Genomic DNA, 21,019 nt, shown 5'->3' on the forward strand with positions numbered 1-21,019 from the left:
CGCCGTGCCCCGCTTCAGCGTCATCATCCCCTGCTTCAAGGTGCAGGGTTTCCTGCGCGAGTGTCTGGACTCGGTCCTGGACCAGTCGTACCGGGACATCGAGGTCGTCGCCGTGGACGACTGCTCCCCGGACGACTGCGGCGCGATCCTCGACGAGTACGCCGCCCTCGACGAGCGGGTGCGCGTGCTGCACCTGGACGAGAACGTCGGCCTCGGCCGGGCCCGCAACGCGGGACTGCCGCACGCCACCGGCGACTACCTCTTCTTCCTCGACAGCGACGACACCCTCACCCCTGGCGCCCTGCGCGCGATGGCCGACCGGCTCGCGGAGGCGGACGACCCGGACGTCCTGGTCTTCGACTACGCGCGCACCTACTGGTGGGGCGGCACCCGGCGCAACGTCCTCGCCCAGGTGCTCGCTCAGACCGACGAGACCTTCACCGCCGCCGAGCGCCCCGAGATCCTCGACCTGCTGATGGTGGTGTGGAACAAGGTCTACCGGCGCAACTTCGTGGAGCGGGAGGGCTTCACCTTCCCGCCGGGCTACTACGAGGACACGCCGTGGACCTTCCCGGTGATGTTCGCCGCCGGGCGGATCGCCACGCTGGACCGCATCTGCCTGAACTACCGGCAGCGCCGCCAGGGCAACATCCTGTCCACCACCGGCCGCAAGCACTTCGACGTGCACGCGCAGTACGAGCGGGTCTTCGCGTTCCTCGACGACCGGCCCGAACTGGCGGCCCGCTGGCGGCCGTTCCTGCACACCAAGATGGGTGAGCACTGCCTGGACATCCTGTCCAAGCCGGACCGGCTGCCGCCCTCGGACAAGGCGGAGTTCTTCCGCCGCACCGCCGAGCTGTTCCGGGCGTACCGGCCGCGGGGCGCGGAGATCCCGGCCGAGCTGCGCGTGCTGGAGCGCGGGGTCCTCGGGTACCCGGCCTACCGGCTGCGGCGGGAGTCGGGCCGGGCGGGCCGGGAGCTGGAGCGGCGGGCACGGCAGGCGAGCGGGTCGGTCGCCGGGCGCCTGGGCCGGGTGCGGACCGCGGTGCGCACGCGCCGCCAAGTCGATCCCGACCTCGTCGTGTACTCGGCGTTCTCCCACCGGGGCGTGCTGGGCGATCCCGCGGCGATCCACCGCAAGGCCCGCGAGATCGCCCCGCACCTGCGCGGCGTGTGGGTGGTCCGCGGCGAGGAGGAGGCGGCGGCGCTGCCGCCGGACACCGAGCACGTGATCCTCGGCAGCGCGGACTACCACCGGGCGGTGGAGCGGGCCGCGTTCCTCGTCAACAACGTCAACTGGCCCTACGCGGTGCCCAAGCGGCCGGACAGCGTCCACATCCACACCCACCAGGGCACCCCGCTCAAGTACATGGGCGCCGACCTGCTGGGCCGGCCCGGCGCCCGGCACGGCCTGGACGTGCCGCAGATGCTGCGCCGGGCCGACCGCTGGGACCACAGCCTGGTCGCGGGCCGGTACGCGGAACGGATGTGGGAACGGGCGTACCCCTGCCACTTCACGTCCGCGCGTACCGGCAGCCCGCGCAACGACGTGCTGGTGAACGCCGGGCCGGAGGCGGGCCGCCCCACGCGCGAGCGGCTCGGCGTCCCCGACGGGAACACCGTGGTGCTGTACGCGCCGACCCGCCGCGAGTACCGGCGGGGCGGGTACGTGGAGCGGATCGACCTGGCCCGGCTCGCCGCCGACCTCGGCGACGGCCACACCCTGGTGGTGCGGCTGCACCCGTCCCTGGCCGACGGACCGGCGCGCGGCCTGGGCCTGTCGGAGCTGCACCGGCGGGGCGTGCTGATCGACGCGACCGACGAGCCGCACGTCGAGGACCTGATGCTCGCCTCCGACCTGCTGATCACCGACTACTCGGCGCTGATGTTCGACTACGTCCTCCTGGACCGGCCGGTCCTGGTCCACGCGGACGACTGGGCCGCCTACACGGCGAGTCGCGGCGCCTACTTCGACATCACCGCCGAGGCACCGGGCCACGTCTCGCGCTCCTACCGGGAGCTGGCGTGGCTGCTGGCCTCCGGGACGTGGCGGGACGAGGAGGCGGCCCGGCTCAGGTCCGCGTTCCGGGCCCGGTTCTGCGAGTACGAGGACGGCCGGGCCGCCGAGCGGGTGGTGCGGACGCTGCTGCTCGGCGAGCCGATGCCGGAGCCCGGCGGCGTGCCGGGCGCCCGGACCGTCCCGGACGCCACCGGCCGCGACCTGCTGGCCTCGCCGTGAGGCCGCGCACCTGGGTGCTGCTCCTGGCCGCGGTGTTCGCCCTGCTCCAGCTCGCGAACGTCACCGGCCGGGACACCCCCGACACCAAGAACTACCTGTCGTACGCCCTGAGCCTGACCGGTGAGAGCAAGCGCGGGGTGGCGGCGGCCACCATCGACTACGTGTGCGCGAGCAAGGCGTCGACGGCCCGCCGTGACCAGAGCGTCCACGTGGTCCGCTTCCACCGCCCCGACCCCACCGACCGGGTCATGGACGAGTGCCGGGAGCGGGAGTGGCGGCAGGTGGAGCCGCGGCTGGCGGCCGGGCAGACCGGCGGGCACACCGTGCCGTACATGACGGAACGCTTCATGCGCATCTTCGAGGCGCGTCCCGGCTACCCGCTGTTCCTGGTGCCGTTCGTCACGCTGCTCGGGGTGACGTGGGGGCTGTGGGCGGCGGGCGTCGTCATCGCCTGCGCCGGCGGCGCCCTGGTCTTCCTGATCCTGCGCACCCTGTCCGTACCGGTGCCGCTCGCGCTGACCGGGCAGGCGCTGTACTACGTGCTGCCCTGCGGGACGACGGCCATGCGCCCGATGACCGAGGGCCTGCTGATGGCGCTGTCGCTGGCGGCGGTGTGGGGGTGCGCGCTGGTGCTGCGGGAGGGGCGGCGGCGGGCCGGGTACGCGCTGGTCGGCGGGTCGCTGCTGGCGCTGTTCGCGGTGAAGCATTCCCAGGCCCTGTTCCTCGGGGTGTGCCTGGCGGCGGCGGGTGCGCTGATCGCGCTGCGACGGTGCCGGCGGGGCCGCCCGCCGGGCCGGGACGTGCTCGCGCTCGCGGCCGTCGGGCTCGCCGGTGCCGCCGTGACGATGCTCCTGTCGGGACTGCTGCGCTACCCGTCCGTGTCCGACAGCCTCCAGGACCTGCTGACCGGCCATTTCGCCCGGCCGGACCGGAAGGACCCGTGGCCCGAGTTCTGGCAGTTGCAGGGCAACTTCTGGGTGGAGTGGCTGCGCCGGCAGGCGTGGGAGCCGCTGTTCGTCGCGGCCCTCGCCGCCGGGGCGTGGGGCGCGCTGCGGCGCGGTGGCACGGTCGGGGTCTTCCTGGTCGCGGTGGCGTTCACGGGCGTCCTGACGCAGGCGGGGCATCCGGACATCGACATCTGGGGCGAGCGGCTGATCGTGCTGGCGTGGCTGCTGCCGGTGGTGGGCGTTCCGCTGCTGCTGGAGCCGGCGGTGCGGGGCGGCCGGGTGGCGCTGCCGGTGCAGGAGCAGGGGCAGGGGCAGGGGCAGGGGCAGGGGCAGGCCGAACGGGCGCGCGCGGCCGACTGACAGTCACTCAATGCGGTGACGTGAAGTCACGTCGTTGACTTCGGAGGGACTGCCGGGAACATACGGCAAATGCCCCAAATGTTCCACCCTTCGTCCGTCCCGTGAGCGCCGGTGCCCTCGTCCGGCGGCCCGTGCGCGGTGCGACGGCGCTTCGCGGCGGCCGGTCCTGGCGCCCCACCCCGTACCAGGCCGTCGGCTTCCTGTTCTTCCTCCTGATGACGCTGGCGTACTGGGCGGTGCCGCTGTGCTGCGACGCCGGCCAGCACGCGGCCGTCGTCGAGCGCCTGAAGGCGGATCTGCTCCACCCCCGCCACCCGATGGCCGACCTGCCGGGCGAGGGCAGCGCCTACTACTCGCCGTACGCCGTCGCGCAGGGTCTGTTCGCCCGGCTGACCGGGCTGGGCGGCTGGGAGGTGGTGCGGCTCGCCGGGCCGCTGAACCTGCTGGTGCTGCTGACCGGCCTCGGCCGCTTCGTGCGGGTGCTGAGCCCGCGTCCGTGGGCGCCGGTGCTGGCTCTGGGGGCGATGACGCTGCTGTGGGGCACCGAGCGGGCCTGGTGGAGCGGCTACCTCGGACTGATGTCGATGACGGGCAACCTCGGCTACCCGTCGGCGTTCGCGATCGGACTCACCTTCTGGGCCTGGGCCCTGACGGGCGCGCGGGCCCGGGACGCGCGCCGGGTGCGCTACGTGGGGCCGAGCGGGCTGCACGGCCTGCCCGGGTACGCGGGGCTCGGCCTCCTGTACGGGCTGATCCTCCTCGTCCACCCGATCACGGCGGTGGCGGCGGCGCTGGGCGCGGTGGCGCTGGTGGCCGGATGGCAGCGGGGGTGGCGGGGGCCGGTCGTCGGGCGGTGGGCGCTGACGGGCGGCGTGGCGACGGCCTCGGCGGCACTGTGGCCGTACTTCGACGTGTTCGCGCTGGCCGGCGACGAGAGCGTGGACGGGATGCACCGGGTCCTGTACCTGGACCTGCCCGGGGAGTTCTGGCTGGCGCTGCTCGGGCTGCCGGCGCTGTGGCTGCGCGGGCGGGCGTCGGCGCGTGATCCGCTGGTGCTGATGTTCGCGCTGGACTGCGCCGTGGTGGCGTACGGCTGGTTCAGCGGCCACTACACCTACGGCCGGATCCTCGGGCTGACGCTGGTGCCGTTGCAGTTCGCCCTGGCGGTGGAGTTGGCGGCGCCCCGGCCGTGGGGGTGGCGGCGCGGGGCGCTGGGGTGGGCGGCGGCCGCGGGGGCGCTGCTGGGTTTCCTCACCGTCCAGGCGGGGGCGGTGGTGCCGCGGGCGCTGGACCCGGTCGGCTTCGAGCAGCCACCGCACTGGCCGACGTACGAGTGGGCGGCGCGGCACATCGGCCCCGGCGAGGTCGTGATCACCGACGGCTACTTCGCCGGTCACGCCATCGCCGGGTACGGGCCGAACCTGGCGGCGCCCGCCTGGCCGGACCCGTCGCTGGACGAGCGGGAGCGCGTGCGACGGGCGGCCGACGTCGAGGCGTACCTCGAGCCCGGCTCGACCCGTGCCGAGCGCGCCGCCGTCGTCCGCCGCTACCACGTCCGCTGGCTGCTGCTGACGCGCTGGCAGCCGGTGCCCGAAGAGGCGGTGGTGGTGGCGTGGAGCGAGCGGACGGGAGAGGTGCTGGCGCGGGTCCCGGCCGGGAGGTGACTACTCGATGACGAGGTCTACCGGGATGTTGCCGCGGGTCGCGTTGGAGTAGGGGCAGACCTGGTGGGCCTGCTCGACCAGCTTGCGGCCGGTCTCCTCGTCCACGCCCTCGGGCAGCTCGACGCGCAGCGTGACGGCGAGCGCGAAGCCCTCGCCCTGCTTGCCGATGCCGACCTCGGCGGTCACCGCGGCGTCGCCGACGTCTACCTTCGCCTGCCGGCCGACGAGGCCGAGGGCGCTGCCGAAGCAGGCGGCGTACCCGGCGGCGAACAGTTGCTCGGGGTTGGTGCCCTGACCGCTGCCGCCCATCTCGACGGGGATGCCGAGCGCGAGGTCGAGCGTGCCGTCGGAGCTGACGGTGCGGCCGTCGCGGCCGTGGGTGGCGGTGGCGGCGGCGGTGTAGAGCGCGTCCATGGGTGAACCGTCCCTCACTGAAGATCTGAGAAGCGTCTCGGCGACGCCTGACACCCACTAGTAGAGCACGCAATTAAGTTGTGCACAACTAAATGGTGCGCAATACCCGTCGGCTACCCTGGAGGCATGACCACGCCCGCAACGGACTGGCTCCGCCTGGACCAGCAGATCTGCTTCTCCCTGAACGCGGCCTCGCGCGCCTTCAACGGCGTCTACCGCGTGGTTCTCAAGGACCTCGGGCTCACCTACCCGCAGTACCTGGTGATGCTGGTGCTCTGGGAGCACGGGGAGCTGCCGGTGAAGAAGCTCGGCGAGCACCTGCGGCTCGACTCCGGCACGCTGTCGCCCCTGCTCAAGCGGCTGGAGGCGGCCGGTCTGGTCCGGCGGGAGCGCAGCGTGCGTGACGAGCGGTCGGTTCGGGTGCGGCCGACCGGGGAGGGCGTGGCACTGCGCGAGCGGGCCACCGAGGTGCCGCGCCGGGTCGCGACGGCGACCGGTCTGGACCTCGCGGAGGTCCAGGACCTGCGCGCCCGCCTCGACCGGCTCACGGCGGCCCTGGACACGTACGGCACCGAAGCGGCCTCCACCGCGTCCTGACCGGTGCGGGGCCCGTCGGGCGCCGGGATGACGGATCATGACTACCGAGGACCACTGACGAGGGGACGGCCGCACATGACCTGGCTGATCACCGGCGGCGCCGGATACATCGGGGCGCACGTCGTACGCGCGATGACGGAGGCGGGCGAGCGGACGGTCGTGTACGACGACCTGTCCACCGGAATCGCCGAGCGCGTGCCCGACGGCGTCCCCCTGGTGGTGGGCTCGGTCCTGGACGGCGAACGGGTCGCCCGCGCCCTCGCCGACCACTCCGTCACCGGTGTGGTGCACCTCGCCGCGAAGAAGCAGGTCGGCGAGTCGGTGCAGCTGCCGCTGGACTACTACCGGGAGAACGTCGAGGGTCTGCGCGTTCTGCTGGAGGCGGTTACGGCCGCCGAGGTCCCGTCCTTCGTCTTCTCCTCCTCCGCGGCCGTTTACGGCATGCCCGACGTGGACCTGGTGACGGAGGAGACGCCGTGCCTGCCCATGTCGCCGTACGGCGAGACCAAGCTGGCCGGTGAGTGGCTGGTCCGCGCGACCGGCCGGGCGACGGGGCTGTCCACGGCCTGCCTGCGCTACTTCAACGTGGCGGGCGCGGCAAGCCCGGAGCTGGCCGACACCGGCGTCCACAACCTCGTCCCGATGGTCTTCGAGAAGCTCAGCGAGTCCGCGGCCCCCCGGATCTTCGGCGACGACTACGCGACGCCGGACGGCACCTGCGTCCGCGACTACATCCACGTGGTCGACCTGGCCGAGGCCCACGTCGCCGCGGCCCGCGCCCTGGGGTCCGCCCCCGGCCGCACCCTCACCCTCAACATCGGCCGGGGCGAGGGCGTCTCCGTCCGCGAGATGATCGACCGCATCAACGCCCTCACCGGCTACGACCACCCCCCGACGGTCACTCCGCGCCGCCCCGGCGACCCGGCCCGCGTGGTCGCCTCGTCCGACCGCGCCGCCGTGGAACTGGGCTGGAAGGCCAAGTACGACGTCGAGGACATGATCACGTCGGCGTGGGCGGGCTGGGTGCGGCTGCATCCGAAGGCCGCGCGGGACTGAGGCGCGCACCACCGACGGTCACCCGGGCCGCCGGGACCGCGGGCTTCCCCGCGCCGCCCGCGGTTCCGGGTGCGGCTCACAACCGCTGAACGCAGGGCGGCCCGCCACTGCGGCGAGGGATCCGCGCCCGGCCGCGTCCAGCACTCCCGGCCGCCGGCGATCCGCCTCCCGCACCGTCCACAGCGACGCGACCCGGTGGACACCCAGCGTCCTGTGCGGGGACCTCCACCTCGGAGACCACGGTGTCGCCGTCGGCCACGACGCGCATCACGTGGATCGACCAGCCCTCGGGTACTCCGCGTCGACACGCCTAGAGCGCCTTCAGCCCCTCCGCCGTCGCCCGCGCCAGCGCTCCCAGGTACCCCTTCGGCAGCTTCGGGCTGCGGATGACCACCGAACGCCAGTACAGCGGGCCCGAGATCAGGTCGAGCGCGAGGTCGGTGTCGACGGCCGGGCCCAGCTCGCCGCGTTCCGCCGCCGCCGCGAGGATCCTGCTGGCGACGCCGTCCTGCCCCTCCCTCAGGGTCTTCCGCATGGCCTCGGCGATGTCGGGATTGCGGGCGGCCTCGGCCTGCAGGTCCGGGATGATCTGCGAGGCCACCGGGTGGCGCAGGGCCCGGGACGTCACCTCGTACAGCAACCGCAGGTCGCCCTCCAGGGACCCGGTGTCCGGCACGGGCAGGCCCTGCACGGCGAGCGCGGAGACGATGTCGAGGACCAGGTGCAGCTTGGAGCGCCAGCGCCGGTAGACGGCCGTCTTGCCGACCCCCGCGCGGCGCGCGATGCCCTCGATGGACATCCGCGCGTAGCCGACCGCCGCCAGTTCCTCGAAGACCGCCGCCCGGATGGCCTCCGTCACGTCCTCGCGGAGCACCGCCGCCCCGGCGGGTGCCCGGCGGCGCGGGCGCGGCTGCGGCTCGTCGGCGTGGGTCGTCATGCGAGCCAAGCATAGGGGCGTAACGACGAAACGGTTGCGTTCCGACGCGGCGACGCCCTACGCTCACGTTACGACGATACGGTCCCGTCCCGACGTAATGAACGTGCTTCGACACGCAGGTGAACGCCGGGCGTCACCTCCCCCTCCCCCGAGCGAAAGCAGCGGATGTGAGCCAGGTCCTCCACACACCGCCTCCGAAACCGGCCCCGGCCTCCCCGGCCTCCCTCGCCGACGAACACGACCTCGCGGCCCTCGCCGCCCGCCACGGCCTGACGGTCAGCGGCGCCCGCCCCTCCCTGCCGGAGTACGTCCGCCAACTCTGGGCGCGCCGGCACTTCATCACCGCCTTCGCCACCGCCAAGCTCACCGCCCAGTACAGCCAGGCCAAGCTGGGCCAGGTCTGGCAGGTGATGACGCCCCTGCTCAACGCGGCGGTGTACTACTTCATCTTCGGCGTGCTGATGAACACCAGCCGGGGCGTGGAGGACTTCGTCCCGTTCCTGGTCACCGGCGTGTTCGTGTGGACCTTCACGCAGAGCTCGATCATGGCGGGCACCAAGGCCATCTCCGGCAACCTCGGCCTCGTGCGCGCCCTGCACTTCCCGCGGGCCGCGCTGCCGGTCTCCTTCTGCCTCCAGCAGCTCCAGCAACTGCTGTTCTCGATGGCCGCGCTCGTCGTCATCCTGCTCGCCTTCGGCGTGCCGCCCGCCCCGTCCTGGGTGCTGGCGGTGCCGGCACTGGTGCTGCAGTTCCTGTTCAACGCGGGCGTGTCGCTGTTCATGGCCCGGGTGGGCGCCAAGATCCCCGACGCGGCCCAGCTGATGCCGTTCCTGCTGCGCACCTGGATGTACGCCTCCGGCGTCATGTTCAGCATCGACCACATGACCGGCCCGGACAGCGGCCTGCCCTCCTGGGTCGGCACGGTGCTCCAGCTCAACCCCGCCGTCGTCTACATCGACCTGATGCGCTTCGCCCTGATCGACACCTTCGACGCGAGCCACCTGCCGCCCCACGTGTGGGCGCTCGCGCTCGGCTGGGCGCTGGTCGCCGGCGTCGGCGGTTTCATCTACTTCTGGAAGGCCGAGGAGACGTACGGTCGTGGCTGACACCCCCGCTGACAACACCCCCGCCGGCACCCCCGCCGAGCGCGTCCCCACCGTCGTCGCCGACGGCGTCGACATCGTCTACCGGGTCAACGGCACCGGCGCCGGCCGGGGCTCCGCGACCGCCGCCCTCAACCGCATCGTGCGCCGGAAGAAGGCCGAGAAGGCGGCGGGCGTACGCCGGGTGCACGCTGTGAAGAACGTCTCCTTCGTGGCGTACCGGGGCGAGGCCATCGGCCTGATCGGCACCAACGGTTCCGGCAAGTCGACGCTGCTGAAGGCGGTCGCCGGTCTGCTCCCCGTCGAGAACGGCCGCATCTACACCGACGGCCAGCCCTCCCTCCTCGGCGTCAACGCGGCCCTGATGAACGACCTCACCGGTGAGCGCAACGTGCACCTCGGCGGCCTGGCGATGGGCATGTCCCGGGCGCAGATCAAGGAGCGGTACCAGGAGATCGTCGACTTCTCCGGGATCAACGACAAGGGCGATTTCATCACCCTGCCGATGCGCACGTACTCCTCCGGCATGGCGGCCCGGCTGCGCTTCTCCATCGCCGCCGCCAAGGACCACGACGTCCTCCTCGTCGACGAGGCCCTGGCCACCGGTGACCGCTCCTTCCAGAAGAGGTCCGAGGAACGCATCCGGGAGCTGCGCAAGCACGCCGGCACGGTGTTCCTGGTGAGCCACAGCAACAAGTCGATCCGGGACACCTGCGACCGGGTGCTGTGGCTGGAGCGCGGCGAGCTGCGCATGGACGGGCCGACGGACGAGGTCCTGAAGGAGTACGAGAAGTTCACCGGCGGCCCGGACAGGGCGGCCAAGCCCGCCCCGAAGGCGAAGACGGCCGCCTGACCGCCTGCGGGGCGCCGCGCCCCTCCCCCGGGAGGCGCACCTGCGGTTAACCCTTTTGCCCGATTAGTGCAACTATGGCCGGACGAACGAACAGGAGTGTGCCGGGAGCGACGACGGCGAAGGAGTCCCCGCGATGTCCGAGACCCCCGACCTCAGCGTCATCGTCCACGGTGCCAACGTCCAGGACCACCTGCCCGCCCTCCTCGACACCCTCGACGCCCACCCCCTCACCGGCGTCGAGGTGATCGTCGCCGCCGTCGGGGACTGGGCGCGGGAGGCGGCCGAGCGGCACACCCCCGCGTTCACCGTGCTCCCCCTCCCGGACGGGGCGGGCGACGCCGCGGCCCGCGCGGCGGGGGCGGCACGCGCGGCGGGCCGGTGGCTGCACTTCGTCCACGCCAAGGACGGCGTGCCCGCCGGCGCCCCGCGCACGGTCGCCGAGCACACCGCGGACCTCCCCGACACGGTGGACGTCCTGCTCTTCGACCACGTCCGCAGCACCTGGCGGGCCTCCGGCCTGCCCTCCCCCGACGGCCCCCGCCTCGCCCGCGCGGGCCGGGCCGGCCTCGCCCTCGACGACCACGCGGCGCTGCTGTCGGTGACCGGGCTGCTCGGCAACCGCGCCGTGCGCGCCGGATTCTGGCGGGCGAACGAACGGCTCCTCACCACCGACGACGAACCGTTCGCCGCGTACACCGCCCTGCTGCTCGCCGACCGCGTCGCCTGCCTGCCCCACCCGGCGTACGAGGACCGGCGACTGCGCGCCGAGAGCCTGCCGCCGGTCACGCCCGACCGGCACTACGCCCTGATCGAGCGCTACGAGCGGCTCCTCGACCTGTCCGCCGGCCGGCCCGCCGTCCACGCCGTCCTGTACGACCTGATGGTCCGCGACTGCCTGCGCGCCCACGCCCGCGCCGGGATGCCGGACGACGTCGCACGGGAATTCTTCCACCGGGCGTCCCTGGCCGCCCGGCAGCACCGCCCCGAGGGCCACCGGCGCCGGACCGGCCTCGAAGGCGTACGCCGGTCGCTGCTGGAGCAGGACGCCCGCGCCCGGTACCGCACGCTGCAGGTCGCCAACCGCACGCGCCTCCGCGCGCGGTCGGCGGCGCGCACCGCCCGGCACCGGGCCGGGACACGGCTGCGCGCCCTCCAGTACCGCCGGGCGCTCGCCGAGCCGGTCGACCAGCATCTCGCCGTCTTCTCGGCGTACTGGGCGCGCGGGGTGGCCTGCAACCCGGCCGCGACAGCCGCCAAGCTCGCCGAACTCGCCCCGAGCGTGCACCCGGTGTGGGTGGTCACGGCGGCGAACGCGGCCCTGCTGCCGCCCGGCACCGACCACGTCGTCCCCGGCAGCCGCCGCTACTGGGAGGTGCTGGCCCGCGCCAAGTACCTAGTCAACAACGTCAACTTCCCGGACGCGGTGGTCAAACGCCCCGGCACGGTTCACCTCCAGACCCACCACGGCACCCCGCTCAAGCGCATGGGCCTGGACCAGATGCCGTACCCCGCCGCCGCCCGGGGACTGGACTTCCAGGCGCTGCTGGAGCGGGTGGACCGGTGGGACTTCAGCGTCAGCGCCAACAGCCACTCCACCCGCATGTGGCAGCGGGCGTACCCGTCCCGGCACGTCTCCCTCGACCACGGCTATCCGCGCAACGACGTCTTCTACACGGCCGGCGCCCCCGAGGTCCGCGCGGTCCGCGAACGCCTCGGCATCGCGCCCGGCCACCGGGCGATCCTGTACGCGCCCACCCACCGCGACTACGAGGCCGGCTGGACCCCCCGCCTGGACCTGGCCGCACTCGCCGAACGGCTCGGTGAGGACACGGTCCTCCTGGTGCGCGCCCACTACTTCTACGAGAACGCCACCTCACCCCTGGCGGGCCTGCGCCGCACCGGCCGGATCATCGACGTCTCCTCCTACGACCCCGTCGAGGACCTGTGCCTGGCCGCCGACGCGCTGGTCACCGACTACTCGTCGATCATGTTCGACTACGCCAACCTGGACCGCCCGATCGTCATCCACGCCGACGACTGGGAGACCTACCGCACCACCCGCGGCGTCTACTTCGACCTGATGGCCGAGACCCCGGGCCCGGTCGCCCGCGACCAGGCCGAACTGACGGAGATCCTCACCACCGACGCCTGGCGCGACGCCCGCGCGGCGAAGGCGCGGGCCGCCTTCCGCCGCAGGTTCTGCGAGTACGACGACGGCCGCGCCGCCGAACGCGTCGTGCGCCGGGTCTTCCTCGGCGAGGACGAACGGACGCTGCCTCCGATCCTGCCGATCGAGGAGCGCACCCCGGCCCCGAGCCCCGAGGAGGCGACGGCGTCATGAGCACCGCTCAGCCGACGGACACCCCCGACGTCACCGTCACGGTCATCGTCTACAACGACGCCGAACGCCTTCCCCGCGCGGTGGCGTCCGTCCTGCGCCAGACCCACGCGAACATCGAGGTCGTCATCAGCGACGACCACTCGACGGACGCCACCGAGGAGGTGGCCCGCGAGCTGGCGGCCCGCGATCCCCGTGTCGTGTACCTGCGGCTGGCCGAGAACAGCGGCGGGTGCAGCGCCCCGCGCAACCGTGCCCTGGAGATCGCCCGAGCCCCGTACCTGATGTTCCTGGACAGCGACGACGAACTGCCCGAGCGCGCCGTCGAGGTGCTGCTCGCCGCCCACCGCGAGCGCGACCTGGACTTCGCGATGGGCGCGGTGCACCGCGTACGCGTGGACGGCGGACGCCGTACGACCTGGATGCCGCACCTGGTCGCCGAACGCCGCACGCTCGACGGCATCGAGGCCGACCCGCGCCTGCTCTTCGAGCACCTGTCGACCAGCAAGATGTACGCCCGCGCCTTCCTCGACCGCCACGACCTGCGCTTCCCCGAGGGCATCCACTACGAGGACCAGCTCTTCACGGCGCAGGCGTACTGCCTGGCCAAGACGTTCACCGTCGTCCCCGAGCCGGTCTACCGCTGGTACGTCGCCCCGTACGCCGCCTCCGGGACGGCCTCGATCTCCAACCAGCGGCACAAGCTGACCAACGTCCGCGACCGCGTCCACGTGCAGCGCCTCATCGACGCCTTCCTGGCCGACAGCGGGCACGAGTCGCTGCGGGAGGACAAGGACTTCAAGTTCCTCAAGCACGACTTCCGGATGTACGCCGGTGACCTCCCGTACCGGGACGAGACGTGGCTCGCGTCCTTCGCGGACATCATGGTCCCGTACCTCGACACGCTCGCCCCGGGCGCCTACGCGCGCCTGCCCCGCGCCGAGCGGGTGGTGCTCCAGCTGGTCCGCGACGGCCGCCTGTCCGACGTACGGATCGCGGCCCGGGGCCTCGGCCACGACGTGGCCCCGCGCCGGATCACGCCGGACGCGACCGACGGCCGCGCCTACTGGGGCGAGGAGGTCCCGCGCTCCGAACAGGCCCGCCGAGAGCTGGACCTGACGGAGCTGGACCTGGACACCCGCCCGTTCTTCGGTGCCCAGCTGCGACATGAGATCACGGAGATCGCGCGCGGTCCCGGCGCCTCGGTCGACCTGGCCGTCCGCACCTACGACCCGGCCCTCCGTCTCCCGGTCGGCCACCGGCGCGCCGTCCTCCACCTCTCCCCCGGCCGTCGCCGACTCACGGTCCCGTTCCGCCTCTCGCCCGTCCGCCCCGGCGTCTTCGAGGGCCGCGTACGCCTGGACCTGGCATCGGCCCGCCTCCCCCTCCAGGGGTTCGAAGGCGTCCGCCACCCCGTGCTCCGGCTCCGCCACCAGGGCCGGACCCACACGGGACTCATCCTGGCCCCGCTCGCCTTCCCACCTCTCGCCGCCCGGATTCCCTACCGCTCGGGCGCCCTGCCCCACCGGGTCACGGTGGAACCGGAGGGCCACAACCCGGGCCGCCTGCAGATCCGCTGGCAGCCGGTGGGCGCCACGGCGTCCGTCGTCCGCCCGGCCCTGCGCCGCCTGGCCACACCCCGCGCGAGGCGCGCGGCCCGCCTGGCGGCGAGCGTCCTGCGCTGACGCCGGCCTGCCACAGCTGCGTAGCGCGTAGCTGCGGGCAGTGGGCGCAGCGGCACCCCGCCACGCCGGGCCGCGACACCCCCCCGTGCCGCTCACCGCACCACCGCGTACAGAACCTCCCCACCGGGCCCCCGCGCCACCACCGCCAACCCCCCGACCCCCAGAAGCCCGTCCCCCCGGTCCACCACCCACCGCACCCCGTACTCCCGCACGATGCCCTGCCGCACACTCCCCACCGCCCCCTCCGAGAAGTACGCCCGCACCGCCGCCACCCGTTCCCCCTCGTCCCGCAGGAAGAAGTCGGGATACCCGGGAGCCACGGTGTACGCCCCGTACGCCGGAATCTGCCGCGAGGGAAGCTTCCTCGCCATGACCACGTCCCCGTACTCCACCCACGGCGTGATCCAGTGGTACCCCGTCCAGGGCTCCCGGTACTTCGCCTCGACCACCCCCGGCAGCAGCCCCCGGTCCACCACGTACCCGAGCGCCCCCGCCTGCGCCCACGCCCCCACCACCAGGGCCGCGCCCAGCACGCACGCCCACACCGTCCGCACCGCCCGCCGCCCGGAACCGACCACCTCCAGCGCCACCGCGAGCTGCGCCGGGATCAGCGCGGCGGGCAGCGCCCTCCCCCACGACCAGTGCCCGCTCACCCCACCCGCCAGGAACACCACCGCGCCCAGCGCGAAGAACAGCACCAGTACGTCCCGCCGGTCACGCCACCAGCGCAACCCCAGCGCCGCCACGCCCACCAGCACCAGCCAGTACCGCCCGAGCAGGTCCCGGTACAGCGACCGGTGCACCGCGTTCATCCCGTCCCCCGCACCGAGCAGCGCGAAGAAGTCGTAGTACGGCCAGGCCCACAGCACCGCCACCCCCAGTCCCAGGCCCGCGCCCAGCCACCGCCACGCCACCCGCTCCGCCCGGGAGCCGAACACGACGGCGAGCGCGCCCAGCGAGGCGACCACCCCGGAGAACTGATGGACGAGCAGGATCACCGCCCACAGCACTCCGCACCCGAGCCGGACCCACCGACCGGCCGGCCGCACCAGCAACGCCCACAGGTGGAAGGCGAGACCGAGCGCGAGCAGGCTCGGATAGGCCACCGTGAGCGCGAGGGAGTGAAGACCGAGGAAGCCGCTCCAGCTGAACTCGTCCGTGCCCCACAACAGCACCAGGCACAGCAGCGCCAGCGGCGGCGCCGCCCGGTGCCCGCTCAGCGTGCGAACGTACCGCCAGACCCCCGTCACCAGCACCCCGAGGGCCAGCAGCGCCCCGATCCGCAGCACGACGAAGACGGACCACCCCGTCGCCCCGGCCACGCAGCCGAGCAGCACCGTCCACGGCGAGTAGTACGGACTCGGCGTGTCCGCGTCGACCAGTGGGTTCCCGGGATCGGTCAGGCTGTGCCGCAGCCGCTCGACGGTGGCCGCGTGGATGCCGAGGTCGCCGGCCCAGGGCAGCCGGACGACGGCCAGGAGCAGCAGCAGCAGGAGGACGAGCGCGGCGACGCGTGTCGTCCAGAGACGCCCAGTCACGCGGTCACCCTATACGGGGCATTCCACCCGTAACGGTCATGAGGGCGCCCCGGGTCGCGGGACCCGGGGCGCCTCACACGGCTGTGCGACTACGGCATCACGCCGTCACGAATGCGTGCGCAGCAGCGTCCGCATCGTCCGCATGGCCACCGACAGGTTGGAGAGGTCGAACGCGTCCGAGTTGTGGATCTCCTCCAGCGTGGTGCGGGCCCGGCCGAGGATCGCCGCGTTCTTCTGCTCCCACGCCTTGAACCGCTGCTCCGGCGTCGACGTGCCGTTGCCGGCCGCCAGCACGTCGGCGGTGAGCGCCGCGTGCGCCGCGTACAGGTCCTCGCGGATCGCCGCGCGGGCCATGGACTGCCAGCGGTCGGTGCGCGGCAGGGCGCTGATGCGGTCCATCAGCTGGGTGACGCCGAGCCGGTCGGCGAGGTCGTAGTACACCTCGGCGACGTCCAGCGGCTCCTTGCCCGTGCGGTCGGCCACCGACACGATGTCCAGCGTCGGGAAGGCCGAGGAGAACCCGGCCACCCGCGTGGCCGGCTCGTCCGGGACACCGGCCGCGGTCAGCTCGTCGTAGATGTGCTGGTACCACTCCGCGTCCGCGCCGCGCAGCAGCTTGGGCAGCTGCGACCAGACCTGCTCGACGCGCTCGGCGAAGAAGTCCACCGTCTCGGCGAGCTCCAGCGGCTGCGGCCGGTTGTTGAGCAGCCACCGCGTGCCGCGCTCGACCAGGCGTCGCGAGTGCAGGCGGATACGGGTCTGCACGGCGGCCTCGACCTTGGTGTCCAGGGCCTCCACCGCGTCCCACACCGGGGAGGAGCGGAAGATCGCCCGGGCCGCGGTCTGCGCCCGCACGATCTCCTCCAGCGACGCGCCGGTCTCCTCGCGCATCCGGTGCAGGTACGTCGTACCGCCCGTGTTGACCGTGTCGTTGACCAGGACGGTCGTCGTGATCTCGCGGCGCAGCGGGTGGCCGTCGATCCGGTCGAGGAACTGCTCGCGCAGCGCCGTCGGGAAGTAGGCGTGCAGCAGGCCCTTGAGGTACGGGTCGTCGGGCAGCGAGGTGTGCAGCAGTTCCTCGGCGACCGTGATCTTCGTGTACGCCAGCAGCACGGCCGTCTCGGGGCCGGTCAGGCCCTGGCCCGCGCCGAGGCGTTCGCGGATCTGGCGGTCGGTGGGCAGGAACTCCAGGGCCCGGTCGAGGCTGCCCTCCCGCACCAGGTGGCGCATGAAGCGCTGCTGGGCGTGGAGCATGTCGTTGGACTGGGCGAGCGCGTTGGCGATCGCCGTGTTCTGCGCGTAGTTGTTGCGCAGGACCAGGGCGCCGACCTCGTCGGTCATCTGGGCCAGCAGCTTGTTGCGCTGCTTGACGGTCATGTCGCCGTCCTTGACCAGACCGTTGAGCAGGATCTTGATGTTCACCTCGTGGTCGGAGGTGTCCACGCCCGCGCTGTTGTCGATGGCGTCCGTGTTGATCTTGCCGCCGGTGCGGGCGAACTCGATGCGGCCCAGCTGGGTCAGGCCCAGGTTGCCGCCCTCGCCCACGACCTGGACGCGCAGGTCCTTGCCGTCGACCCGGATGGCGTCGTTGGCCTTGTCGCCGACGTCGCCGTTGGACTCGGTGGACGCCTTGACGTACGTACCGATGCCGCCGTTCCACAGCAGGTCCACCGGGGAGGTGAGGATCGCCTTCATCAACTCGGCCGGGGTCATCTTGGTGATGCCGGGCTCGATGCCCAGGGCCTCGCGCATGTGGGCGTTGACCGGGATCGACTTGGCCGTGCGCGGGAAGACGCCGCCGCCCGCCGAGATCAGGCCCGCGTCGTAGTCCTCCCACGAGGAGCGCGGAAGCTCGAACAGGCGGCGCCGCTCGGCGTACGAGGTGGCCGAGTCGGGGTTCGGGTCGACGAAGATGTGCCGGTGGTCGAAGGCGGCGACCAGGCGGATGTGCTCGGACAGCAGCATGCCGTTGCCGAACACGTCGCCGGACATGTCGCCGATGCCGACGACGGTGAAGTCCTGGGTCTGGGTGTCCACGCCCAGCTCCCGGAAGTGCCGCTTGACGGACTCCCAGGCGCCGCGGGCGGTGATGCCCATGCCCTTGTGGTCGTAGCCCGCGCTGCCGCCGGAGGCGAAGGCGTCGCCGAGCCAGAAGTTGTAGGACTCGGCGACCTCGTTGGCGATGTCCGAGAACTTCGCCGTGCCCTTGTCGGCGGCGACGACGAGGTAGGTGTCGTCCTCGTCGTGCCGGACGACGTCGGCCGGGGGCACGACCTCGCCGGCCACCATGTTGTCGGTGATGTCGAGCAGCGCCGAGATGAAGGTCCGGTAGCTGGCGATGCCCTCGGCCATCCAGGCGTCCCGGTCGACGCTCGGATCGGGCAGCTGCTTGGCCACGAAGCCGCCCTTGGCGCCGACCGGCACGATGACGGTGTTCTTCACCATCTGCGCCTTGACCAGGCCGAGGATCTCGGTGCGGAAGTCCTCCCGGCGGTCCGACCAGCGCAGACCGCCGCGCGCGACCTTGCCGAAGCGCAGGTGGACGCCCTCGACGCGTGGCGAGTACACCCAGATCTCGAAGGCCGGACGCGGCGCGGGCAGGTCGGGGATGGCCTGCGGGTCGAACTTCATGGAGACGTAGTCGTGCGCCTTGCCGCCCGCCGCCTTCTGGAAGAAGTTCGTCCGCAGCGTCGCCTTGATGACGGTGAGGAAGGAACGCAGGATGCGGTCCTCGTCGAGACTGGCGACCTGGTCGAGGGCCGCGTCGACCTCTTCGAGCAGGGCGTCGACGATCTCCCGCCCGGCACTCTGGCGCTCCGGGGCCATCCGCGCCTCGAACAGGGAGACCAGCAGACGCGTGGTGTGGACGTTGTTGCGGAGGGTGTCCTCCATGTAGTCCTGGCTGAACGTCGAGCCGGCCTGCCGCAGGTACTTGGCGTACGCGCGCAGCACCATGGCCTGCCGCCAGGTCAGCCCGGCGCTGAGGACCAGGGCGTTGAAGCCGTCGTTCTCCGCCTGACCGTTCCAGGTGGCGGCGAAGGCCTCCTGGAAGCGCTCGCGGGCGTCGTCGCCGAGGTAGTCGGCGCCGCCGGCCACCGCCTTCGGCATGCGCAGGCCGAAATCGTAGATCCAGGCCGTGGTGCGGTCCGCGCAGCGCAGGTCGTACGGCCGCTCGTCGGTGACCTCGACGCCGAGCCGGCTGAGCACGGGCAGCACGGCGGACAGGGAGACGGTGCCGCCCTTCTGGTAGATCTTGAACCGGCGCTCCTCGGGCGCGGCGCCGACCGGCTCGTACAGGCTCAGCGCGAACGTCCGGTCCTCGTCGAGCCGCTCCAGGTGGCCGAGGTCGGCGACGGCGGAGCGCGGGCCGTGGTCGGCCTTGTAGCCCTCCGGGAAGGCGCTGCCGTAGCGGCGCAGCAGATCCGCCGCGTGTTCCTCGCCGAACTCGGCGGTCAGCGCCTCGGCGAACCCGTCGGCCCAGGAGCGGGCCGCCTCGACCAGGCGGGCCTCGACGCGCTCCTTGTCGGCGTCGGACAGGTGCGGCAGCTCGGTGCCCTGCGGGACGCGGACGACGAAGTGCAGCCGGGACAGGATCGACTCGGTGTTCCAGGCCGTGAAGTCGACGCTGGTGCCGCCGAGCTCCTCCTTGAGGATGTCGATGATCCGCAGCCGGACACCGGTGGTGTAGCGGTCGCGGGGGAGGTAGACGAGGGCCGAGTAGTAGCGCCCGTACTCGTCCTGGCGCAGGTAGAGACGCAGGCGGCGCCGCTCCTGGAGGTAGAGGACGGAGGTGACGATGGACTGGAGCTCGTCCGGCGGGGTCTGGAACAGCTCGTCGCGCGGGTACGTCTCCAGGATCTGCAGCAGGTCCCGGCCGTCGTGGCTGTTGGGCGAGAACCCGGCCCGCTCCAGCACCTCCTCCACCTTGCGCCGGATCACCGGGACGCGGCGGACGGACTCGGTGTACGCGGCGGAGGAGAACAGGCCCAGGAAGCGGCGCTCACCGACGACGTTGCCGTTCGCGTCGAACTTCTTGACGCCGATGTAGTCCAGGTACGACGGCCGGTGCACGGTCGCCCGGCTGTTGGCCTTGGTCAGCACCAACAGCCGGTGCTCGCGGGCCTTGGCGCGGGCGTCGGCCGGGAGGCGCTCGAAGGAGGGGCTGACCGGGTGGCTCTCGTCAGTCGCGTGGTGCGGGTCGGAGCGCAGGATGCCGAGGCCGGTGCCGGCGACGGCGGCCAAGGAGTCGTCGCCGCGCAGCTCGTACTCGCGGTAGCCGAGGAAGGTGAAGTGGTCGTCGGCCAGCCAGCGCAGCAGCTCGCGGGCCTCCTCCAGCTCCCGCGGGGGCAGGTCGTCGGGGGTCGGCTCGTCCGGCAACTGCTCGGCGATGCGGACGGCCGCGTCGCGCATCTTGCCCCAGTCCTCGACGGTCTCGCGGACGTCGTTGAGGACGCGCAGCAGGTCGGCGGTGATCTGCTTCAGATCGCCGCGGTCGGTTTCGCGGTCGATCTCTACGTGGATCCAGGACTCGACGTGCGCGTCGTGCGGCAGTTCGGCGGAGGGGCCGTCGGTGAGCACCTCGACGAGCTTGCCGGTGACGTCTCGGCGCACCACGATCTGCGGGTGGACCACGACGTGGATGCCGCGGCCCTGCCGGGTCAGCTCGTTGGTCACGGAGTCGACGAGGAAGGGCATGTCGTCGGTGACCACCTCGACCACGGAGTGGCTGCACGTCCAGCCGTTCTCCTCGACGGTCGGGGTGTGCACCCGCACGTTCGCCGTGCCCTGCGGGCGGTTCTCGGCCAGCCGGTAGTGCGAGACGGCGGCTCCGAAGACGTCGACCGGGTCGCGGTCGGTCAGGTCCTCCGGGGCGGTGTGCCGGTAGTAGCGCCGGAGGAACGCGAACACGGATGCCTGGTCCGGGGTGCCCGGCGTGCCCTCGTCCGTCGTCCCAGTCGGTAGGTGCCCTCCGACCGGGCTGTTCTCAGCTACCCGCGCAGCCCTTTCGAGCAGCTCGGCCTTGGCTTCGTCCAGCTTGGTCTGCATTGTCCTCTGGCTCCTGTCGCGCGCCGTTGCGTGACGTAGAAGGAAGTACGGTCTCCTGCCTTCCGGCACGTCCTCGGGACACGGGGTGTCCGGTCCGTTCAGACGCTATGCCGCAAGGTGAGAGGAGCGGGGGCATATCAGCCAATGTCGCCACGTTCACCAGGTGTGACGTCGCTCTCGTCGTCACCGTCCGGGGAGTGCGCGGCGTCGTACCGGGGGCTGTGCGTGCCCCGTCCCGCCCG

General features: G+C 72.6%; 13 protein-coding genes. 9 read left to right on the forward strand and 4 right to left on the reverse strand.

Annotated features, from left to right (window positions below; genetic code table 11):
* Nucleotides 1-4: 4 nt before the first annotated feature.
* From IE142_RS03985 to IE142_RS03995, 3 genes are all read left to right on the forward strand, one after another.
* Nucleotides 5-2,239, forward strand: a complete 2,235-nt coding sequence (locus IE142_RS03985) for a bifunctional glycosyltransferase/CDP-glycerol:glycerophosphate glycerophosphotransferase (RefSeq protein WP_191884374.1) — start codon at nucleotides 5-7, stop codon at nucleotides 2,237-2,239.
* A complete protein-coding gene (locus IE142_RS03990) occupies nucleotides 2,236-3,546 on the forward strand; it encodes a hypothetical protein (protein ID WP_191884375.1) in 1,311 nt (436 codons plus the stop codon). The genes IE142_RS03985 and IE142_RS03990 overlap by 4 nt, the downstream gene beginning before the upstream one ends.
* 101 nt (nucleotides 3,547-3,647) lie before the next feature.
* Nucleotides 3,648-5,210, forward strand: a complete 1,563-nt coding sequence (locus tag IE142_RS03995) for a hypothetical protein (protein WP_191884376.1) — start codon at nucleotides 3,648-3,650, stop codon at nucleotides 5,208-5,210.
* Here IE142_RS03995 and IE142_RS04000 read toward each other — a convergent pair whose 3' ends face one another.
* Nucleotides 5,211-5,624: an organic hydroperoxide resistance protein gene (locus IE142_RS04000; RefSeq protein ID WP_191884377.1), complete on the reverse strand. Its 414-nt coding sequence runs from the start codon at nucleotides 5,622-5,624 to the stop codon at nucleotides 5,211-5,213.
* Nucleotides 5,625-5,750: 126 nt separating this feature from the next.
* On the opposite strand from IE142_RS04000, the gene IE142_RS04005 reads away from it, so the two are divergent.
* Both IE142_RS04005 and galE read left to right on the forward strand, forming a co-directional pair.
* Complete coding sequence (locus tag IE142_RS04005; RefSeq protein ID WP_191884378.1) at nucleotides 5,751-6,221, forward strand: MarR family winged helix-turn-helix transcriptional regulator; 471 nt, start codon at nucleotides 5,751-5,753, stop codon at nucleotides 6,219-6,221.
* 75 nt (nucleotides 6,222-6,296) lie between these two features.
* The gene (gene galE / locus IE142_RS04010) at nucleotides 6,297-7,277 is read left to right on the forward strand and encodes a UDP-glucose 4-epimerase GalE (protein ID WP_191884379.1); all 981 of its coding nucleotides are present in this window, start codon (nucleotides 6,297-6,299) and stop codon (nucleotides 7,275-7,277) included.
* A gap of 310 nt (nucleotides 7,278-7,587) precedes the next feature.
* Here galE and IE142_RS04015 read toward each other — a convergent pair whose 3' ends face one another.
* Nucleotides 7,588-8,214, reverse strand: a complete 627-nt coding sequence (locus IE142_RS04015) for a TetR/AcrR family transcriptional regulator (RefSeq protein ID WP_191884380.1) — start codon at nucleotides 8,212-8,214, stop codon at nucleotides 7,588-7,590.
* Nucleotides 8,215-8,381: 167 nt separating this feature from the next.
* On the opposite strand from IE142_RS04015, the gene IE142_RS04020 reads away from it, so the two are divergent.
* The 4 genes from IE142_RS04020 (at nucleotide 8,382) to IE142_RS04035 (ending at nucleotide 14,193) form a co-directional block, all read left to right on the forward strand.
* Nucleotides 8,382-9,320, forward strand: a complete 939-nt coding sequence (locus IE142_RS04020; protein ID WP_191884381.1) for an ABC transporter permease — start codon at nucleotides 8,382-8,384, stop codon at nucleotides 9,318-9,320.
* Complete coding sequence (locus IE142_RS04025) at nucleotides 9,313-10,170, forward strand: ABC transporter ATP-binding protein (protein WP_191884382.1); 858 nt, start codon at nucleotides 9,313-9,315, stop codon at nucleotides 10,168-10,170. Before IE142_RS04020 ends, IE142_RS04025 begins: the two co-directional genes overlap by 8 nt.
* Nucleotides 10,171-10,303: 133 nt before the next feature.
* A complete protein-coding gene (locus tag IE142_RS04030; RefSeq protein WP_191884383.1) occupies nucleotides 10,304-12,511 on the forward strand; it encodes a CDP-glycerol glycerophosphotransferase family protein in 2,208 nt (735 codons plus the stop codon).
* Nucleotides 12,508-14,193 (forward strand): glycosyltransferase family 2 protein, encoded by a 1,686-nt coding sequence (locus tag IE142_RS04035; RefSeq protein WP_191884384.1) that lies wholly within the window; start codon nucleotides 12,508-12,510, stop codon nucleotides 14,191-14,193. The genes IE142_RS04030 and IE142_RS04035 overlap by 4 nt, the downstream gene beginning before the upstream one ends.
* Nucleotides 14,194-14,285: 92 nt before the next feature.
* Here IE142_RS04035 and IE142_RS04040 read toward each other — a convergent pair whose 3' ends face one another.
* Together IE142_RS04040 and IE142_RS04045 are read right to left on the reverse strand one after the other, a co-directional pair.
* Entirely contained in the window at nucleotides 14,286-15,731 is a 1,446-nt protein-coding gene (locus IE142_RS04040; protein ID WP_191884385.1) for a putative glycosyltransferase family protein, read from the reverse strand.
* Between the two features lie 105 nt (nucleotides 15,732-15,836).
* Complete coding sequence (locus tag IE142_RS04045) at nucleotides 15,837-20,777, reverse strand: NAD-glutamate dehydrogenase (RefSeq protein ID WP_191884386.1); 4,941 nt, start codon at nucleotides 20,775-20,777, stop codon at nucleotides 15,837-15,839.
* Between the last annotated feature and the right edge of the window lie 242 nt (nucleotides 20,778-21,019).

The sequence above is a fragment of the Streptomyces mutabilis genome (assembly GCF_014649815.1).
GTDB classification, from domain to species: domain Bacteria; phylum Actinomycetota; class Actinomycetes; order Streptomycetales; family Streptomycetaceae; genus Streptomyces; species Streptomyces mutabilis.